Annotated in this window: 20 protein-coding genes, 1 other RNA gene and 1 other annotated feature; of the genes, 1 reads left to right on the plus strand and 20 read right to left on the minus strand. The window is 43.9% G+C overall.

The features are described 5' to 3' along the window. Positions 1–26: 26 nt before the first annotated feature. Positions 27–377, minus strand: a complete 351-nt coding sequence (locus G4D54_19860; GenBank protein QJA04522.1) for a helix-turn-helix transcriptional regulator — start codon at positions 375–377, stop codon at positions 27–29. A 360-nt stretch (positions 378–737) separates the two neighbouring features. Here G4D54_19860 and G4D54_19865 point away from each other — a divergent pair, with 360 nt between their 5' ends. Further along, positions 738–1250, plus strand: coding sequence for a hypothetical protein (locus G4D54_19865; protein QJA04523.1), 513 nt, complete (start codon positions 738–740; stop codon positions 1248–1250). A gap of 400 nt (positions 1251–1650) precedes the next feature. Here the strand turns inward: G4D54_19865 and G4D54_19870 are convergent, their stop codons facing one another. The 19 genes from G4D54_19870 to G4D54_19960 all read right to left on the minus strand — a co-directional run bounded on the left by G4D54_19870 (position 1651) and on the right by G4D54_19960 (position 17846). Further along, a complete protein-coding gene (locus G4D54_19870) occupies positions 1651–2490 on the minus strand; it encodes an AraC family transcriptional regulator (GenBank protein QJA04524.1) in 840 nt (279 codons plus the stop codon). Between the two features lie 91 nt (positions 2491–2581). After that, positions 2582–3085 (minus strand): GNAT family N-acetyltransferase, encoded by a 504-nt coding sequence (locus G4D54_19875; GenBank protein ID QJA04525.1) that lies wholly within the window; start codon positions 3083–3085, stop codon positions 2582–2584. An 88-nt stretch (positions 3086–3173) separates the two neighbouring features. Then, complete coding sequence (locus tag G4D54_19880; GenBank protein ID QJA04526.1) at positions 3174–3680, minus strand: GNAT family N-acetyltransferase; 507 nt, start codon at positions 3678–3680, stop codon at positions 3174–3176. Between the two features lie 323 nt (positions 3681–4003). After that, positions 4004–4385, minus strand: a transfer-messenger RNA (tmRNA) gene (gene ssrA / locus G4D54_19885). 77 nt (positions 4386–4462) lie between these two features. Beyond that, complete coding sequence (gene smpB, locus G4D54_19890) at positions 4463–4918, minus strand: SsrA-binding protein SmpB (GenBank protein QJA04527.1); 456 nt, start codon at positions 4916–4918, stop codon at positions 4463–4465. A gap of 14 nt (positions 4919–4932) precedes the next feature. Continuing rightward, the gene (locus G4D54_19895) at positions 4933–6099 is read right to left on the minus strand and encodes a CapA family protein (protein QJA04528.1); all 1167 of its coding nucleotides are present in this window, start codon (positions 6097–6099) and stop codon (positions 4933–4935) included. A gap of 18 nt (positions 6100–6117) precedes the next feature. Continuing rightward, positions 6118–8250, minus strand: coding sequence for a ribonuclease R (gene rnr, locus G4D54_19900; GenBank protein ID QJA04529.1), 2133 nt, complete (start codon positions 8248–8250; stop codon positions 6118–6120). Between the two features lie 73 nt (positions 8251–8323). Further along, complete coding sequence (gene secG, locus G4D54_19905) at positions 8324–8554, minus strand: preprotein translocase subunit SecG (protein QJA04530.1); 231 nt, start codon at positions 8552–8554, stop codon at positions 8324–8326. Between the two features lie 226 nt (positions 8555–8780). After that, positions 8781–10616: an APC family permease gene (locus tag G4D54_19910; protein QJA04531.1), complete on the minus strand. Its 1836-nt coding sequence runs from the start codon at positions 10614–10616 to the stop codon at positions 8781–8783. A 495-nt stretch (positions 10617–11111) separates the two neighbouring features. Further along, positions 11112–12410: a phosphopyruvate hydratase gene (eno, locus tag G4D54_19915; GenBank protein QJA04532.1), complete on the minus strand. Its 1299-nt coding sequence runs from the start codon at positions 12408–12410 to the stop codon at positions 11112–11114. A 103-nt stretch (positions 12411–12513) separates the two neighbouring features. Further along, positions 12514–13278 carry an HAD-IIA family hydrolase gene (locus tag G4D54_19920; protein ID QJA04533.1) on the minus strand — a complete coding sequence of 255 codons (765 nt, stop codon included), beginning with the start codon at positions 13276–13278 and terminating at the stop codon, positions 12514–12516. 60 nt (positions 13279–13338) lie between these two features. After that, a complete protein-coding gene (locus tag G4D54_19925; GenBank protein QJA04534.1) occupies positions 13339–13530 on the minus strand; it encodes a hypothetical protein in 192 nt (63 codons plus the stop codon). A gap of 261 nt (positions 13531–13791) precedes the next feature. Beyond that, positions 13792–14343: a transcription termination/antitermination factor NusG gene (nusG, locus tag G4D54_19930; GenBank protein ID QJA04535.1), complete on the minus strand. Its 552-nt coding sequence runs from the start codon at positions 14341–14343 to the stop codon at positions 13792–13794. Between the two features lie 10 nt (positions 14344–14353). Next, entirely contained in the window at positions 14354–14533 is a 180-nt protein-coding gene (gene secE, locus G4D54_19935; GenBank protein QJA04536.1) for a preprotein translocase subunit SecE, read from the minus strand. Between the two features lie 11 nt (positions 14534–14544). Beyond that, on the minus strand, positions 14545–14694 hold the full coding sequence (rpmG, locus tag G4D54_19940) for a 50S ribosomal protein L33 (protein QJA04537.1): 150 nt from the start codon (positions 14692–14694) through the stop codon (positions 14545–14547). Positions 14695–14786: 92 nt separating this feature from the next. Further along, positions 14787–15371: a sigma-70 family RNA polymerase sigma factor gene (locus tag G4D54_19945; protein QJA04538.1), complete on the minus strand. Its 585-nt coding sequence runs from the start codon at positions 15369–15371 to the stop codon at positions 14787–14789. Positions 15372–15403: 32 nt separating this feature from the next. Further along, positions 15404–16126 (minus strand): 23S rRNA (guanosine(2251)-2'-O)-methyltransferase RlmB, encoded by a 723-nt coding sequence (rlmB, locus tag G4D54_19950; GenBank protein QJA04539.1) that lies wholly within the window; start codon positions 16124–16126, stop codon positions 15404–15406. Continuing rightward, on the minus strand, positions 16123–16509 hold the full coding sequence (locus G4D54_19955) for a Mini-ribonuclease 3 (GenBank protein ID QJA04540.1): 387 nt from the start codon (positions 16507–16509) through the stop codon (positions 16123–16125). The genes rlmB and G4D54_19955 overlap by 4 nt, the downstream gene beginning before the upstream one ends. Then, a complete protein-coding gene (locus tag G4D54_19960) occupies positions 16509–17846 on the minus strand; it encodes a cysteine--tRNA ligase (GenBank protein ID QJA04541.1) in 1338 nt (445 codons plus the stop codon). Before G4D54_19960 ends, G4D54_19955 begins: the two co-directional genes overlap by 1 nt. Positions 17847–17883: 37 nt before the next feature. After that, positions 17884–18088 (minus strand) — a binding site (T-box leader). Between the last annotated feature and the right edge of the window lie 13 nt (positions 18089–18101).

Below are 18101 nucleotides of genomic sequence, written 5' to 3' on the forward strand. Positions count from 1 at the left end.
CAAACCGGTGTCTTGTTCTTTCGGTGCTAACGATGAGAGGAGTTGAAGGATTTGGTAATACTTATGAAATCAAGCGTCAGACGCACCTGTGATGTTTCATCCCGGATACTGCGCAGCTCCCGCATCAGATTCAGCTCTATCGGCATCAGCACCTGCTCAGTCTGAATACCGCAGATTCTGCTGATATCCATATTCAGATAATTCGCTATTTTCAAAGCGACATGCAGAGGCATCGTCCGTTCCTTTTTCAGATATTTTGTTACAGAGTTTTTATCCAGCCCGACACTTCTTGCGAGAGAAGACTTCGTCATATCCAGATCCTCAATTCTGTCATTCACATAATCTATAAATTTATCAGTCATCACGTCATTTTGCATACTATCACCACTTATATGTTCATTATAGTATAAGTGTTACCATAACATCTAAATTTAAACTTATATTATGCCATATGTAATATTTACACAGTATTTTAGAATCTTTTTAGTTACTACATTATAAATAAATGATTGCATTTTATGCAAAATTCGTTTATAATAACGATACCGTCATCAGAATACCTGACTTTTAACTTCATTCTCACAAATCAGTATCTGATGACGGCCTGCCTAGGTATCTGACAGTAAAAAGCTGTCAGATTTTTTTATTTCACTGGTAATATTTACATACAAAACCATACGATTTCCTGCACCAAACCGGATAAAACATGATATGATAAACAAAAGGAGGCGTTTTCTATGAAAAAGCTGTTATTTGTCTTACTTGCAGGAATGCTTATGCTTACCGGATGCGGTGGAGGAAATGATGATAAGAGCGGGGAAGCACCAAAAAGCAATGATGAAAGCTCAACAGAATTATCTACAAAGGAAGTGAGTGCCAAGCTGCGTGAAATCAATGACTGGTATGTTACAAATATCTGGAATGTCGGTTTATGTGATATCGGGTATTACACTTCCAGCGGTACTTCTGCGACAGGAGAGGAGCTGGACATCGAACTGACATTAAAGCAGTATAACGAAGCTGTTGCAAAGCTTGAGGAATACAACACCTTTGTGAACGGATTAAAGGATAAGAAGTACGATGATGTGAAATTTGCATGGGAAAAGCTGTATAAGGGCATCAAGGAATCCGATAAAATCGTTCAAAGCAATGAAATTAAGGCGAAATCCGATCTGGATTTAAAAACAGACAAGCTGAGCCAGTATCAGACAGCATTCCAGAAATATATCAATGCTCTGAGTGAAAGCTGACAGCCTATAAATTCAGCAGCATATAATGGTGTTTCAGCGAATTCCACAATCATTTTAGTATTGGCAAAACAAAGAGCCCATGTTCTGCCTTCCTTCAATACGTTGAAGGACGCATAAGGTAAGCCGGAAAATATCCATTGAGATTAGAAGATCAATCCCTTTCGTGTTTAACGACAAGGTGAAATCTTCTTTTTTTACCTTAACGCACCAGCACATCGCATTATCCTGTACACACAAAAAAGGGGTATTCACAACCATTGCACGGCAACGATCATTAGCACTCCTTTTGTATGCTTATGTTTTTACATCCACCGGCTGCGTTTCTTTTACAGCTTGGTGAATCCTTTACTAACATGAAAGTATAACAGGTTCATGAATTTATAAATATGCCTGTACAGCATCACCGCCGAATAATCGGAATCCATATTTCCATGTGATAATCCTTTGCCTCACATGATCCTTCTCCATACAGCTCCACGGTCGGCATGCTTTCATTTCGGTCATAGCCGCTCGCTGGCAGCACTTCTGCATAAATAGTTTTCCACAATGCAGGCAAGCCCTCAGCTATTGGTCCGGTGTTCTGAAATATCATCCAATCTGCCGCGGGAAGCGCAAAGGCCTCATACTCTTCTGACAGCATACCTTCCACCGCAATCATATAGCGGTTATTGCCGTACTTATCATATCCGAAGCACAGGCCGTAGGAAACTGCCGTAGCTGCTTCCTGCATCATACGCTGCAATGTGCCATCTGCCTTTACATCCGACCAAAATTTTATTGAACGATTTTCATTTTGTGTAGAAATCACGGAATGACCGGACAGATGCATACCGGCTTTCCTTTTTATTTCATATTTCATTTCTGTATTTCCGTGCACAGTGATAGCAAAGGATCTCGGCAGAAACAGCGGAAGCTGCAGATTCTGTTTTCTGGCCTGGCTCGGTGAACAGCCGAAGGCTCTGCGAAAAGCTGCCGCAAATACATCTGCGCTTTCATAGCCGTATTCCAATGCAATATCCAGTATGCGTTTCCTGCTATGAATAATTTCCACAGCAGCCTGCGATAGCCTTCTCGCTTTGACATATTCCAGATAACTCATATGATTCAGTAATGAGAATACTCTTTGAAAATCCGCATAGGAGCACCCGCTAAGCTGGGCAAGCTTAGCGCAATCCAAATCCTCCCTCAAATGTTGCTCCGTATAAGCCATGACCCTGTTGATTCCTGTAATCAGCTCCATCACCATCCTCCTTTCATTCAAAGTATAACCGGAATCGCATAAGAAAACCCGATGTTTAGAGAATTGATTTTATCGGGTTTATATTTTGTTTTTACAGCGCCTTTTCCATTAAATCAACCTGATCATCAACAGCCTGTAATTGTTCTTTAAATGTATAAAATCCATTGTGTTTCCAAAAGGAAGCAGCTTCCACATTCCCGTGTATACAGCCAAGACGCACACAGGTGATTCCCTGATTCGCAAGCTGTTTAAAAACTCCCTTCATGATATTGGAGCCTGTTCCTTTTCCCTGCTCTGAAACATCCAACATAAACAGACCGATATATGCAATTTGTGGTTTCGGATAATCGAAGATCAAATCCAGAATCGCAATAAGTGTCTGATCCTTTTGAAAAAAGCCGAGGAAGTATTTATCGTCTGCAGTCTTTCCCGGTGGAGTGCGGGATAAGTCCTCCATGATATTTTCATGTGTTGGCGCTGTTTTGAAGTATTTGTAATAGGTTTTATTTGCCTTGCATAGCGCATATATGTTTTTCACATCCTCTGGACAGAGTCTGCGGACGTGAAATGTATCAGAAAAATCTGTGAGCTTCATAAGCATCCTCCTTATCGCATGGTATTTCGACAACTGCTGCAGCAGCTATATCACAGTCTGAGAAGAAACCATTTCGGTAGCCGGTATGCTAACTAGTCTTAATAAACTCCGATTTCAACAATATGTACCGGCTCTTGACCGGATTCTGTAAGGTAAAGCCGCAGGATAGCAATGTTTTTTCTGAAGCATGATTCTCCCTATCGATGTCAGCAGTAATTCTGTAGGCGTCTGGAAAAGAAAATATCCTGTTTACCAGCAATTTCAGCATATCTTTTCCAAGGCCTTTACCAATACAGTCTTCTTCACCGATAAGATAATCAATGCCATATGTTCCAATGCGTGGTAGTGTACCAAAATCTTCTTCACTATCTGTAGCCTTGTAATACTGACATAGACCAATCGGTTTTTCTTGCCACATAACAATGAGATGTGTGATCCATTGATATTTTCCGTTTCGCTCTTTATATTCCATCATCCAGTCTTCGAGCGTAACACCAAGCTGTGGAATTTCATACCATTTTCTTACATGAGCCTTATGCAGCCAAGCCTCGGCCAGTGCAAGGTCACTTTCTGTGAATTCTCGTAATTGCAACATGGTTTTCCTCCTTTTTTCTGCTATCTATATATATGTAATAGATAATAACCCCATGATCTCTTGTGAAATGCATGCTGTTTTTAGCCTTTTGATAAGGAAGGCACAGAAATATCCCGTCCTTTTCTCTTATCATCCTGATAAAAATATCATAGCATACTCTGCGCTTATCTACAATGAAAGATGGATGTATCAAATCCTGCTTCGTTTTCTATCGGGGAAGAGAAGTATAAAATGCGGATTCCAATCAAAAAAGTTGGACAAATCATCAAATAAGCCTTTATTTATCGGCTTTTTTCGATGACATCCAACTTGGCACTTTTATTTGGTGGAGGTGAGGAGAGTCGAACTCCTGTCCAGAAACAGCCCCACGTACAGACCTCTACAGTTTAGTCCATGAAGATTAAGACATCAGCAGGTCATGAACATCCGCTGATGAATGTGCCTGAAGAATTTTCGTGAATCTGATCTCAGGCAAACCAGATTCCTTATCCCTTGCGTCTTACGCGCACATCCACATGGTCAAGGAAGAAGCATGCAGAGGCGGCTGCGAACCTATATCGGTTATTAAGCAGCGAAAGCCATTCTCTGGTTTCCACCAAAGAGGTTAGCTAATTTAGTTTTTCCGTTTAAATTTAATTGGTTATTACGTAACCACTCGACTGCAGTCTGTACCAGACATATCCCTGTCGAAACCAGTACACCCCCGGTTTTCAGGCATTGATAGTTTACCACAAAATACCGCAAACTACAATGCCGTTTGCTTTTTTGGCGAATTTTCCAGTCTAATACTGATTCTTCATCGCCTTTTCTATCTCGCGCTTGGCATCTTTTTCCTTTTGAACATTACGCTTATCATGCAGATCCTTCCCTTTTGCCAGAGCAATCTCCATTTTTGCCATTCCTTTTTCCAGATATACAGAAATCGGAATCACTGTGTAGCCCTTCAGCTTTACCTTCTGCTGCAGCTTACGGATCTCTTCCTTATGCAGGAGCAGCTTTCGTATTCTGGTTTCATCATGATTGAACCGGTTGCCAAACTCATACCCCAGAATATGCATTTCCTTTACATACGCTTCATCATTGGTAAAGCTGATATACGCATCCCGAATCTGGACATGACCCTGGCGAATGGATTTGATCTCCGTTCCCTGCAAAACCAGTCCGGCTTCAAAGCGTTCCTCCAGAAAATATTCATGAGAGGCCTTGCGATTAAATACAACAATTTTTCTTCCTGCCATGCCTGTGTTCCTTTCTAATATACGATCTTCACTTTATCATTCATAACCCTGTTCACAAGATTTATGTAATACTCCCTTGTATTCTCCTGATGATACTGCGTCGTCAGTGTATGACGTGCAGCAAGTTCATTTGTATAATCCTTCAGAGTATATGTACGAAAGAATGAGAAATTCCCTTCTATATGAGTAACGGTTGGAAGAAACTCCACATTTTTAAAGCTCACTTCACCATTCGTTATATTATAGGACAGGGTCCAGCTTGCCATGCCTCCCAGCATATTCTCATGATCATCCTGTGCAGACAGGAAATTGCCAAGTGAATAGATGACAAGAGTCTGATTCCCGTCTTTTCCTGTCACATAATCCATCGGCTGTATGACATGCGGATGCTCACCGATAATGACATCCACACCCAGATCACTCAGGAACTGTGCAAGCTCTTTCTGTTCCTCATTCGGCTCAAAGGAATACTCCGTTCCCCAATGCATACTAACGATTTGGACATCGCTGACCTTCTTCAGCTTTTCCACATCATTTTTTATTTTATCCTTATCAATCAAATCAACCATGTACTCTTTACCTTTTGGAAGAACATAGCCATTCAACCCATAGGTATATCCAAGTATTCCAAACTTCACACCCTCACGGGTGATAACCTGCAGCTGCTCACTTTCCTCTCTTGTTGCATGACTTCCCGTCACCCTGATATCCGGATGATGTTCCTTCATGTAAGCAAGCTGATTCAAGATACCCTGTACACCGGCATCCAGTGTATGATTACTGGAAGCCGCCATCCAGTCAAAGCCTGCATCCGCAACCGCATCCAGCACCTCGTAAGGCCCGTTAAAGGATGGATAATGGCTCAATCCCAGCTCCGTACCGCCGCAAATCGTCTCCTGATTGATATAGGCGATATCCGCCTTGCGTGTATAGCGGTTTGTATGCTCATAAATATCCTTAAAATCATAGGTGCCATCCCCCTTGGCATTGTAATAGAAAATTGCACCATGAATCAGATTATCCCCTACCGCAACAAAGGATACATCGCGGATATCATCTTTTTCCTCTGTTTTTACAACGGGGTCCGCAGCCTTTTCCTGCTTCGTTTCCTTCGTACCGCTTTTCCCCGAACAGCCTGTCACAAGCAGCACACACCCCAAAACTATCCATAATTTCTTCATACTCTTTCCCTCAATACCCTATCGGGATGCCTTCTTACGCTGCCGCTTTTTCTTCTCTACAACCTCAAAGTCAACCTCACGTTTGAAACGATCCGCTCCACTGCACTTTACACGAACCTTCTGCCCCATTTTATACACCTTAGCCGTATGCTCGCCAATCAGTGATTTCGTCATTTCATCATAATGATAATAATCATCCGTAAGGGCTGTCACATGCACAAGACCCTCTACCGTATTCTCCAGCTCTACAAACATTCCGAATTTGGTAATACCGCTGACAACACCGTCAAACATATGCCCGACAAAGCGCTCCATATACTGCGCCTTTTTCATATCGTCTACTTCCCGCTCCGCATCCACTGCATTGCGTTCCCGCTCACTTGCCTGATTAGCGGCAGCCTCACACCACAGCTCATCCTGCTTCATGCGCTCGACATCATCACTGGATGTAAAGATATAACGCCGAAGCATTCGGTGAACTACCAGATCCGGATAACGCCGAATCGGCGAAGTAAAATGCAGATAATTTTTCAATGCCAGACCGAAATGCCCGATACAGCGGTTATCGTAGCGTGCCTTCTGCATAGCCCGCAGCATAAAGCTCGATAACACAAAATAATTCTCCTGTCCTCTGGCCTCATTCAGAAGACTCTGCAGCTGTGCGGGGTAAACATTTTGTATACCGCCCTGAAAATTATAGCCGAGTGACTTTGCAGTAGTAGCAAAATCACGCATTTTCTTAGGCTCCGGAGCTTCATGGATTCGATACATGGAAGGGACCTCCATCCATTTCATGTGCATGGCGACACATTCATTTGCGGCAATCATAAAATCTTCAATGATCCGCTCACTCTCTCCGCGCTCCCGCAACACGATATCTGTCGGATTCCCCTTTTCATCAACGAGAATCTTTGCTTCTCTCGTATCAAAATCTATCGCTCCCAGACGCTCTCTTCGCCGTCGGATGATACCGGAAAGCACCTTCATGTTGAGACACAAGTTCAACAGGTGCGGATATTCCTTCTGTGACTGCGCATCACCCGCAAGAATCGCATTCACCTTTTTATATGTCATTCGCTCATCACTGCATATAATGGAAGGATATATCTTATAATTGTCGATTTCACCCTTCTTATCGATATCCATACAGCATGTCAGCGTAAGCCGATCCACTCTTGGATTCAGGGAACAGATTCCATTGCATAGGGCGTGGGGAAGCATCGGTACCACACGGTCAACGACATAGACCGAGGTACCTCTGGCATAGGCCTCCTGATCAATGGCACTTCCCGCCCTCACATAATGGGAAACATCCGCTATATGAACATACAGCCGGTATCCTTTATTGTTCTCCAGCTTTTCCACAGATATGGCATCATCCAGATCCTTGGCATCCTCTCCATCTATCGTAATGGTCAGCAGCTTTCGCAAATCCTTGCGCTGTGCAATATCATCCTCTTGGATGGTTTCCGGTATCTGCTGTACCTCCTGCATGACATCCTCAGGAAACTGCGGATTGATATCCTTTTCCAGTAAAACTGATAAAATATCAATACCCGGATCATATTTATAACCGATTTCCTTCTCAATATGGCACTTCAGTACAGTCCCATAGCTGTCAATTCCTAGCAGAACCTTGGAATCATTCACAAGACGGAAATCATCGAAGTTTGTTATTCTAACCTTGCGGTAATTCAAAAATGCATCCGACAGGAAATATTTTCTGCCCTCTTTGATTTTCACGGTTCCCACCAGCTGTCTGACACTGTGCTCCAGAACCTCAATCACTTCTCCCTCAACACTTTTATCATTGTTTGTCCATGTCTTCGCAAAAACAATATCCCGATCCATACCGAGACCCAGGTGATCCCGACCTATATAATAGCTGGTATCCGCTGTTTCCACAAAGCCGAAGCCTTTCGGATTGATGCGTAGTGTACCTGTAACATACCCCAGCTCTTCACTTGTGAAATAACGCTCCTTGGCGTCTCTTGCGAGTATATGCTCTGCTTCCAGATCATTTAACAGCTTCATCAGCTGTGTGAAGGATGCACTGTCTTCCATATCCAGGGCTCTTGAAAGCTGTGCCGCATGCATACCTCGATAACCGTTTCCATGAATCAGCGCCAGCAGTTCTTCTTTTTTATTCATAGCTCATCAGCCCTCCTTTTTTCCTATAACAATATTATACCATTAAAAAAAGACCTTAGACGGTCTTTCTTACTTACTTAACAATACGAATGATTATAACAAGAGCGAAAAACACAATTCCTGTCACCAGAGTGACATTGGACATGACTTTTTCAGAGCCACGTTCCTTAACGTTTGCGAACAGATTCAGTCCTTCACTTCCACCGAAGGCGCTTCCCAACCCGTCAGATTTTCCGCTTTGCAATAAGGAGAGTATTATTAAAACGACCGCTGCAATCATCAGTAAGGTGTCTAAAATGCCCATAATAATCCTCCTTTCTCAATACGTTCTTAATCATTATAACAAACACACGGATAAAAAACAATTTATTTTTTGTAAAAGGACGAGATTCTCCTGTGTTCAAGGCATAATGGATGTATCTTGTATGCTGTACATAAGACTTATGCTGTCAGATGCTCCCTCCTCGATCTGAACACGCTCCAGCTTCTGCCCCACAGACAGGACGAAAAACAGCTGCTTAACGCTCTCACTATATGATATAGGGAACACTGACAACGGAAACATTGCGCAATTTGCTCAGCTGCAGCTTTAGCTGCATGGAGGTTTGATTGTGCAGAGCATGAAAACGTTTTTTCTTCATAACGAATTGCGGTAGAATCACCGTTACACTTTCCTTCTTTTTCAAATCGTTCTGCGCTTCCTCGACATGATGCAATATCATTTCATTCACATTCCGGTATGGAGCATCCTCGACGATCAGCGGAATATCGAGCCGCATTTGCTGATACAGCTCCTGCAGCTTTTCAGTCGCCTCCGCATTCGTATTTACGTGATAGAATTCCATTTCCCTCACCTGCAGGGAGCATGCATAATGATAAGCCTTCAGAAAGCTGCGGTTGATGGAATCAACTGGCAGTATGACGCTTCCATGGATCTGCAGATCATACGGCTGCAATTCCTCGGCAGAACGGATTTTCAGGCTCTCCTTGACATAGTGGTAATGCCGGTGTATCCGCTCCATGATATATACAAGAACCGGAATGCAGATCAACACGATCCATGCACCGTGCAGAAATTTACTTGCTGCGATGATCACACAGGTAATTCCGGTGATCACCATACCGGCTCCGTTGATGAATGCCTTATGCTTCCACTTATCTTCCTTTCTTTTCACCCATCGTACAAACATTCCCGCCTGTGATAATGTAAAAGACAGAAATACACCGACTGCATACAGCGGCATCAAAAGATGGGAGGACGCATGAAAATAGATCACGAGTGCGGCAGAGAGGAAAAACAGCAACAGAATTCCATTGGAGAAGCTTAAACGGCTCCCCCTTGACATAAACTGTCTTGGCACGAATCCATCCCTTGCCAGAATGGACAACAGTAATGGTAAATCAGCAAAGGCTGTGTTTGCAGCCATTGTAAGAATAACTGCGGTCGTTACCTGCACCAGATAAAACAGCAGAGTCCCGTTTCCGAAAACAGCCTCCGCTATCATGGCAATCACCGTCACATTCGCATTTGGTATAATATGATATAGGGAAGCAAGTGCAGAGATTCCAAGGAAAATCACAAAGACCAGCCCTGCCAGAAGGTACAGCACACGCTTGGCATTTTTCTGCGCCGGTTCACGGAAATTAGGAATTCCGTCGCTTACTGCCTCTACGCCGGTCAGTGCCGTACAGCCGCTGGAAAAAGCCTTTAGAAACAGCAGCAGACCTGCATTCTCCACAAACTGCGGCATAGCTGCGGAAACAGCCGGAGTTTCATGGAATATCAGCACCTTTACAAAGCCTGTGACAATTAACAGTAAAATCGTGATAATAAACAGATAGGTCGGAATACCAAACAGAACACTGCTGTCCTTCATTCCCCGCAGATTGCCAATCGTAAGCAGGCTGATAATTATCAGCGCGATGCCCGTACGCATAGAAAGCAGCTGTGGGAATGCGGAGGTGATTGCTGCTGTTCCTGCACAGACACTGACCGCCACTGTCAGCACATAGTCAATTGCCAGAGAAGCCGCCGCAATCAATCCGAATACCTTTCCCAGATTATCACTGGCAACGATATAGGAACCTCCTCCCTGCGGATAACAATTGATGGTCTGCCGATAGGAAAATACCAAAATAAAAAGAAGAAATACAATTGCAAAGCCTACCTTCATCAACAGTCCGTAGGATGCCATTCCCAATACAGGAATCAATACCATCAGAATTTCCTCACAGGCATAGGAAACGGATGAAATCGCATCACTTGAAAGGACAGGAAGTCCCCATATCACACTGAACTTCTCATGATCCAGTGCATCACTACGCAGCGATTGTCCCAGCACAAGATGCTTTATTTTTTTTAACATAGCTACTCCCTCGATTTCTATGAAGCATGCAGAAAATATCTGCTGACACTATTTTATGCTTCCAGCGAAAATAGTCAATTCATACACAGGTTTATTTAGATAAACTTTATATACGATATAGTTTCGCAAAGTATGATAGAAATTCATTAGAGAAATGCTAGAAATCCTTATCATATGAAAAGGCCCTGATGGACTGATCAAGCTCGAACAGACAATAGCCGGTATCAAATCGCAGAATTCTGCAGGTCGCTCATGGACTGGGAAACAGGTAAAGGGATTACCTTTCTTTGGTATGCGACAGGAAAAGAATATAAGCAGCAGCCCTGAAGCACTCTTCGCAACAGCTTGTCCTTAATTTCTATAAGCAGTGGGCCACATTATTACCGCATTGCCTGAATCCGCTGCACTGTGCTAAAAACCATTTCACAACAAAAGGGTATCCTCCAGTAAATTCGAGAACACCCCATGATGTATTTATAAACGCTGAATGAACGCTTAATGCTTGTAAATGTTATAGAATGCTGATTTTCCCTGGAAAAGAGCAACATCACCCAGCTCTTCTTCAATACGAAGCAGCTGATTGTATTTCGCAATACGATCTGTTCTGGACATGGATCCGGTTTTAATCTGTCCCGCATTGAAGGCAACTGCGATATCCGCAATTGTCGCATCCTCTGTTTCACCGCTTCTGTGAGATACGACAGCCGTATAGCCGTGTTTCTTTGCGAGCTCCATTGCATCGAAGGTTTCTGTCAGTGTACCAATCTGATTCACCTTAATCAGGATGGAATTCGCGATATCCTTATCAATTCCCTCCTGCAGGATTGCCGGATTTGTGACAAACAGGTCATCCCCGACAATCTGAATTTTCTTACCCAGATGCTCCGTCAGCTTTTTCCAGCCATCCCAGTCGCGTTCTCCCAGACCGTCTTCAATGGAGATAATAGGATATTTCTCAACCAGTTCATCATACCATGCTATCATTTCATCTGTTGTCTTGGAGCCCTGTCCGGATTTTTTCAAATCGTACATCTTTGTTTCTGTATTATAGAACTCACTGGCCGCAACGTCCATCGCAATGCAGATATCCTCACCGGCACGGAAGCCGGCAGCCTCGATTGCTTCCATAATACATTTCAGCGGCGCTTCATTGTCTTCCAGGTTTGGCGCAAATCCACCCTCATCACCGACAGCAGTGACCTGTCCCTTGCTCTTCAACACTTTTTTCAGGGCATGGAAGGTTTCAGCACCCATACGAATTGCTTCGCGAATGCTTTTTGCGCCTACCGGCATAATCATAAACTCCTGAAAATCCACAGAAGAATCCGCATGACTTCCGCCGTTTAACACATTCATCATAGGTACCGGCAGTGTCTTGGCATTGATACCGCCTAAATAGCGATACAGTGGCAACCCATAGTAATCCGCAGCAGCATGTGCAACCGCAAGGGAGATTCCCAGAATCGCATTCGCTCCGTATTTGGATTTATCCTTAGTTCCATCGGCATCAATCAACGCCTTGTCAATTGCAGCCTGGTCGGTAACATCCATTCCCAAAACCACATCGATCAGAATATTGTTAACGTTCTCCACTGCCTGCAGTACACCCTTACCGCCATAACGGGAAGGATCGCCGTCACGCAGCTCCAGTGCTTCTCTTTCTCCAGTGGATGCTCCGCTTGGCACCATGGCACGACCTACAAATCCGGAAGCTGTTTCCACTTCCACCTCAATTGTAGGATTTCCTCGAGAATCCAGAATTTCTCTGGCATGAACATTTGTAATCAATGACATAACCTATGTCCTCCTTTATCTACACTTTTTATACATGCACAGTATAGCACAAACCCCCTTTTGTCTAAAGGAGTTTGCCCAAACTAACACATTTTCACACAATTTATTCCGCAAGTAATTCTCTAAGATCATCAATGGTACGCGTTGGATAAATCTGTAGTTTTTCCACATCCTCGCGCTGATGCACACCACTGGTCACAAAAATCGTATCCACATGGTTTTCCACACCCAGCAGGATATCTGTTTCCAGATTATCTCCCAGAATTACTGCCTCATCCGCATACAGCTGAAAATATTTCAATGCTTCCTCCAGAATCGGAGCATGCGGCTTCCCGATTTTCGGAGAAACCTGCCCGCTTGCATATTCAAACATCGCTACAATGGAACCATTGCCTACCGCAAATCCACCCGGCTGTGCAAGCAGGCGGTCATTATTGGTACCGATCAGCTTCGCTCCCTTCAACAGAAAATCCAATGCCTTAGAATATTTCTCATAGGTACCTGTGTTATCCAGACCAACAAAGACCAGATCAACATCCTGCTCTGTAACGGTAAAGCCGTTATCCTCCAAGGCCTCTCTTAGTCCATCCTGCCCGATATACCAGACGTTTCTTCCCTCATAATGCGCAGCCGCATACCTAGCCGCTGCCATGCTGGAGGTAAAGAAATGCTCTTCCCGGATACCGGTGAATCCCATCTGTTCCATATGCTCCACATTCTGGCGCTTTGTACGCTTTGCATTATTCGTCAGAAAAACAAAACGCTCGCCCCGTTTCGTCAGCGTGTCGATAAACTCCTTAGCACCTTCTATAATCTGTGATCCGCGATACATGGTACCATCGAGATCTATGAAATATGTTTTTTTCATACTGCCACCTGCTTTCTACTCCTTAATGATATAGAAAGCACCATTTTTGTCAAGTGGCACCTATCTGCTTTTCCCTCTTGTTTTCTTCTTTTTCGGGTTAACCAGGAGCAGGCCGATAATAATCAGAATAGCCGGCCAGTAATTCCCCACAAGATAGTTGAAATACATTGCCATTTGATCCGGATCAAAATTAGGCTTGAGAAGAAGCACAACACCACTGATTCCAATGATAAATCCTGCCCGTTCCCGCATTTTTATCACTTCCTGCCTCTATTATAGGAAGATACAGCGACGAATTTTGTCAGTTTCCCGCCATGTCTGCATATTTTTTTAAACAGCTGCATATATGCACAGCAGTCAATTATTTCCACTTTATTAAGGAAACAGTTTCTATCCTATGCTCCTGTGCTGTTTAAAGGAAGCCCTGAAAAGTCTTTTGAGTGCTCATTAAGGTAAACGAAAAAAGACGCAGGTATTCTACGTCTCAATTATTTTATAGAAATTCGCAGCGCTTTAAAGCTCCACTTTCTCCAATTCGCCGTATCCGATTTCCGTCGGAGTTTCACGCCCAAACAGAATGGTCAGTACAACAGCTGTCTGAGAATCCTCATGCAGTTCCTCAACAGTTCCTTCAACATTGGCGAAAGCCCCGCTCAGAATGCGTACACGGTCTCCAACAACAAAATCGATCTGTACCTTACGCTCACTCATACCAAGACGGCGCAGGATGCTCTCCATTTCCTCTTCAGCAACAGGGAACGGCTTCGCACCACCACCACTGGATCCGATAAATCCGGTAACGCCCGGCGTATTACGTACGATATACCATGCTTCATCTGTCATGATCATTTCAACAAACAGATAACCGCTGAACAGGTTGGTCGTTTTCTCTACTTCCTTACCGTTCTTGTATTCAATCTCTTTTTCTTCTGCGACAATTACACGGAACAAATAATCCTGTAGTCCCATGGATTCCACACGACGCAACAGATTTTCTTTTACACGATTTTCATGTCCGGCATATGTATTGACCACATACCACTGCTTTTTATTTTCCTCAGCCATGCTTTACCTCCTACACGATTCCAATCAGTTTCAAGAAACCGGATGATACAACCTGACACAGGTAAAAGAATAAGGCCAGGAATGCTACAAATCCAAATACTGTTACACTGTCTCTGGCAAGATCCTTTGCCTTTGGCCAGCGTATTCTCTTCATTTCGGTTAAAATCCCGTTAATACTGAACCATTTCATAAGCTGCCTCCTTATTTCGTTTCCTTGTGAAGTGTATGTTTACCGCATTTCTTGCAGAACTTCATCAATTCAATACGCTCATTATGCGTTTTTTTGTTCTTTGTAGTTGTATAGTTTCGAGAAAGACATTCGGTGCAGGTTAATATGACTTTATCGCTCATCAGGAACACCTCTTTCTTTGCCTATTTACTTTATCATAAAGAAGTGGTTTCGTCAATTTAATTTCCAATTCCAAGCAGGAATGCTGCGAATTCTACCGCATTTCCTCCCTTTCCCTGTCTTTTCGTACCTTCTGTAGTGTATTATCCACTTTTTTCACCTTGACCTGAAGCGTGTCCGCAATCTGGCGGTACGTATATCCAAGCGCACGCAAATCGACGATTCTTTTTTCCAAATCGCTGAGAGCCTCCTTGCGTGTATTCACACGATGCTGAAATTCATAGGAAACCGCAAAGCTTTCATTAGGCTTTTCCATTATATCAAGCAGACAGTAGCCTCCCGCATCCTCGCGTATACAGCTATCCAGGGAAAGCACACGTCGTTCATGTGCCGACTGCCGGTAACAGTCAATCAACAGATTGTGAAATACACTGCAAAAATAATGATAGAAGCTGGCCTCCTGATCCTCGCGATAGTCATCGATCGTCTGTACAAGCTTGAGTCTTGCCAGCTGCAGGTAGTCATCCTCAGATAGCCCGCTTTTGCAGGCTCCGATATATTTCTTAATCAGCTTATCAGCTATTTCCTCATACTTATGCATGAGGGCTGCAAATGCCATTTCGTCTTTTTGTCGTATTAAATATAGTAATTCATAATCGTTTTCGTAATATTCTTCCATCTATTTTCTCTCCCCGAAAGGGAAGCAGAAAATTACAGAGGATGGCGCTGTGCGTGAATCTGGTAAAGCAGGATGCCTGCTGCCACGGAAGCATTTAAAGAGCTGACGCTTCCCTCCATCGGCAGACGGACACAATAGTCGCAATTCTTTTTCACAAGAGAGCTGATACCGAAGCCTTCGCTGCCAATCACAAGAACAAGAGGTACATCATACTGTCCTTCACGGTAATCGCGGGAGTTCTCAAAATCTGTTCCGACCACCCAGTAGCCCTGCTTCTTCAGGTATTTGATTGCTTGTACAAGATTGGTGACCACGCTTACCTTTACGGTATCAATTGCTCCGGTACTCACCTTGGCAACCGTCGGTGTCAGACGAACATTGCGATGCTTTCCAATGATGACGCCATCTGCCCGGATACAGTCACAGGTACGTAGAATCGCCCCCAGATTATGAGGATCCTCCAAGCCGTCCAGCATCACCAGCAGCGGCTGTTTTCCCTGCGGAACGCTTTCCAGCAGCTCTTCCAGCTCCCAGGTCTTGTAATCGTCGATACAGGCGGCAATGCCCTGATGGTTTCCGTTCAGCAGCTGATCCATCTTCTTTCTGCCCAGAACCTTTACAGGGATTCGTCTTTTTTTGATTTCACCTTCCAGTGCTGTATCACGGATACCCTCCTGTATCAGAACCTCATGAATGGGCTTCCCGTCCTGCAGAAGCTGCTTTACAACATTCTTTCCATATACATACTGCGTCATTGGTATTCTCCTATCTTCTGAATTTCCTCCCACAAGGCCTTCAGACGGTCCTCCTGATGCGTCAGATACAGCCAGCCGAATAATGCCTCCAGACCGGTTGACATACGGTAGGTTGTCACATCCGCATTTTTTGCCTTGCTTGCGGAATGGGTATTGCGTCCGCGCAGGACGATTGCATATTCCTCTTCACTGAAAAATGCACGCTCCTTCAGCTGAATCAGAAAATACGCCTGTGCCTTCGCACTCACCCAGGACTCACTCTTCTTCTGTAAAATTTTGGATTTCTGCCAGCCCTGTGCCAGCAGCATTTCCCGAACCAGCAGCGACATGACAGCATCTCCCATATAGGCAAGCGATGTTCCGTTATACTCCTTAATATCCATTACAGGATACCCTTCTCTATCAGCTTCGCACGGTATTGATCAGCCGTCTCAAAATCCTTTTCCTTAACGGCTGCCTTCCACTGACGGTGCAGCTGTTTGTCTTCCTCGCTCATTGTCAGACGCAAAAGCTCAATGCCCAGGACATCCATCATTTTCTCCAGGGTACGAACCAGTGCCTTCACCGCCTGCAGATCACTTTCTCTCTGACGCAGTGCCTGATTGAGAGCCTTAACAGTTTCAAACACAGCCGCAAAAGCATTCGGTGTATTCATGTCATCCTGCATAGCATCAAGAAACGGCGCAAGCTGATCCTCATCACAGGTCTCATCCATGTCAACATCGGCAAGACCCAGTTTAACATACGCCTGCTTCATTGCAGTAGCCACGCGGTTCAATTCCTTTTTCGCCGTTTCGATTGCTTCCTCATTGATATTCAATGGTGCACGATAGTGTGCAGACAGCATGACCCAGCGCAATACATTTCCACCGATTTTCGCAATCATATCCTTTGCCCAGATCACATTCCCCAGACTTTTGGACATCTTCTCTCCATCAATATTCACCATACCATTATGAATCCAGTAATTAGCAATCGGAGAGTCGTAAGCTGCACGAGACTGTGCAATCTCATTTTCATGATGCGGGAATTTCAAATCCATACCACCGCCGTGAATATCAATCGTATGCTCACCGCCAAACTCCTGATTGATCATGACTACACATTCCGTATGCCATCCCGGACGTCCCACAGACCATGGAGAATCCCACTTGATACCTTCTTCTGTTTTTTTCCACAATGTGAAATCCAGCGGATTTTCCTTCTTGCTGTTCTCGTCAATACGCGCACCAACAAGCAAATCCTCGATCTGCTGATTGGACAGCTTTCCATAGCTTTCCACACTGTTTACTCTAAAATACACATCGCCTTCCATTTCATATGCATGTCCCTTATCCACCAGCAGCTTAATAAAAGCAATAATGGCATCCATGGTTTCTGTAACCCTTGGAGCCGCATCCGGCATTGCAGCGTGCAGGGATAAACGGTCATGATTATATGCATCTATAAATTTCTCTGTAATTTCTGCTTCACTTACTCCACATTCCTTTGCGACCTTGATGATCTTATCATCAACATCGGTATAATTTGAGACCATTTTAACGTTGTACCCAATCGCCTGAAACGTGCGCTTCAGCGTATCGAATACAACGATGGGCCGGGCATTCCCGATGTGGGGATAGTTATATACTGTTGGACCGCATACATACATATGCACCTCATTTTCATGCAGGGGTTTAAATTCTTCCACCTTTTGATTCATACTGTTGAATATTTTCATATCATTTCCTCCTTATAAATAAAAAAAGCACTTATATTATAGAGACGCTGTTTCGCGCGGTTCCACTCTATTTGAAAAATGCTTTTCCACTTGGTACGTTAACGCCGAACTACGTATTCTTCTACATTATCGAAAAATCCCTCCAAGGGGCATTTCCCGCATGAATTGTTTCTGCTTCCACCATTCAGAAATCGCTGTCTTTCCATACATATGCCGGTACTCATCCTTGTCACAGGTTTATCTTGTTTTAGTATA

It is taken from the genome of [Clostridium] innocuum (assembly GCA_012317185.1).
Classification (GTDB): domain Bacteria; phylum Bacillota_I; class Bacilli_A; order Erysipelotrichales; family Erysipelotrichaceae; genus Clostridium_AQ; species Clostridium_AQ innocuum.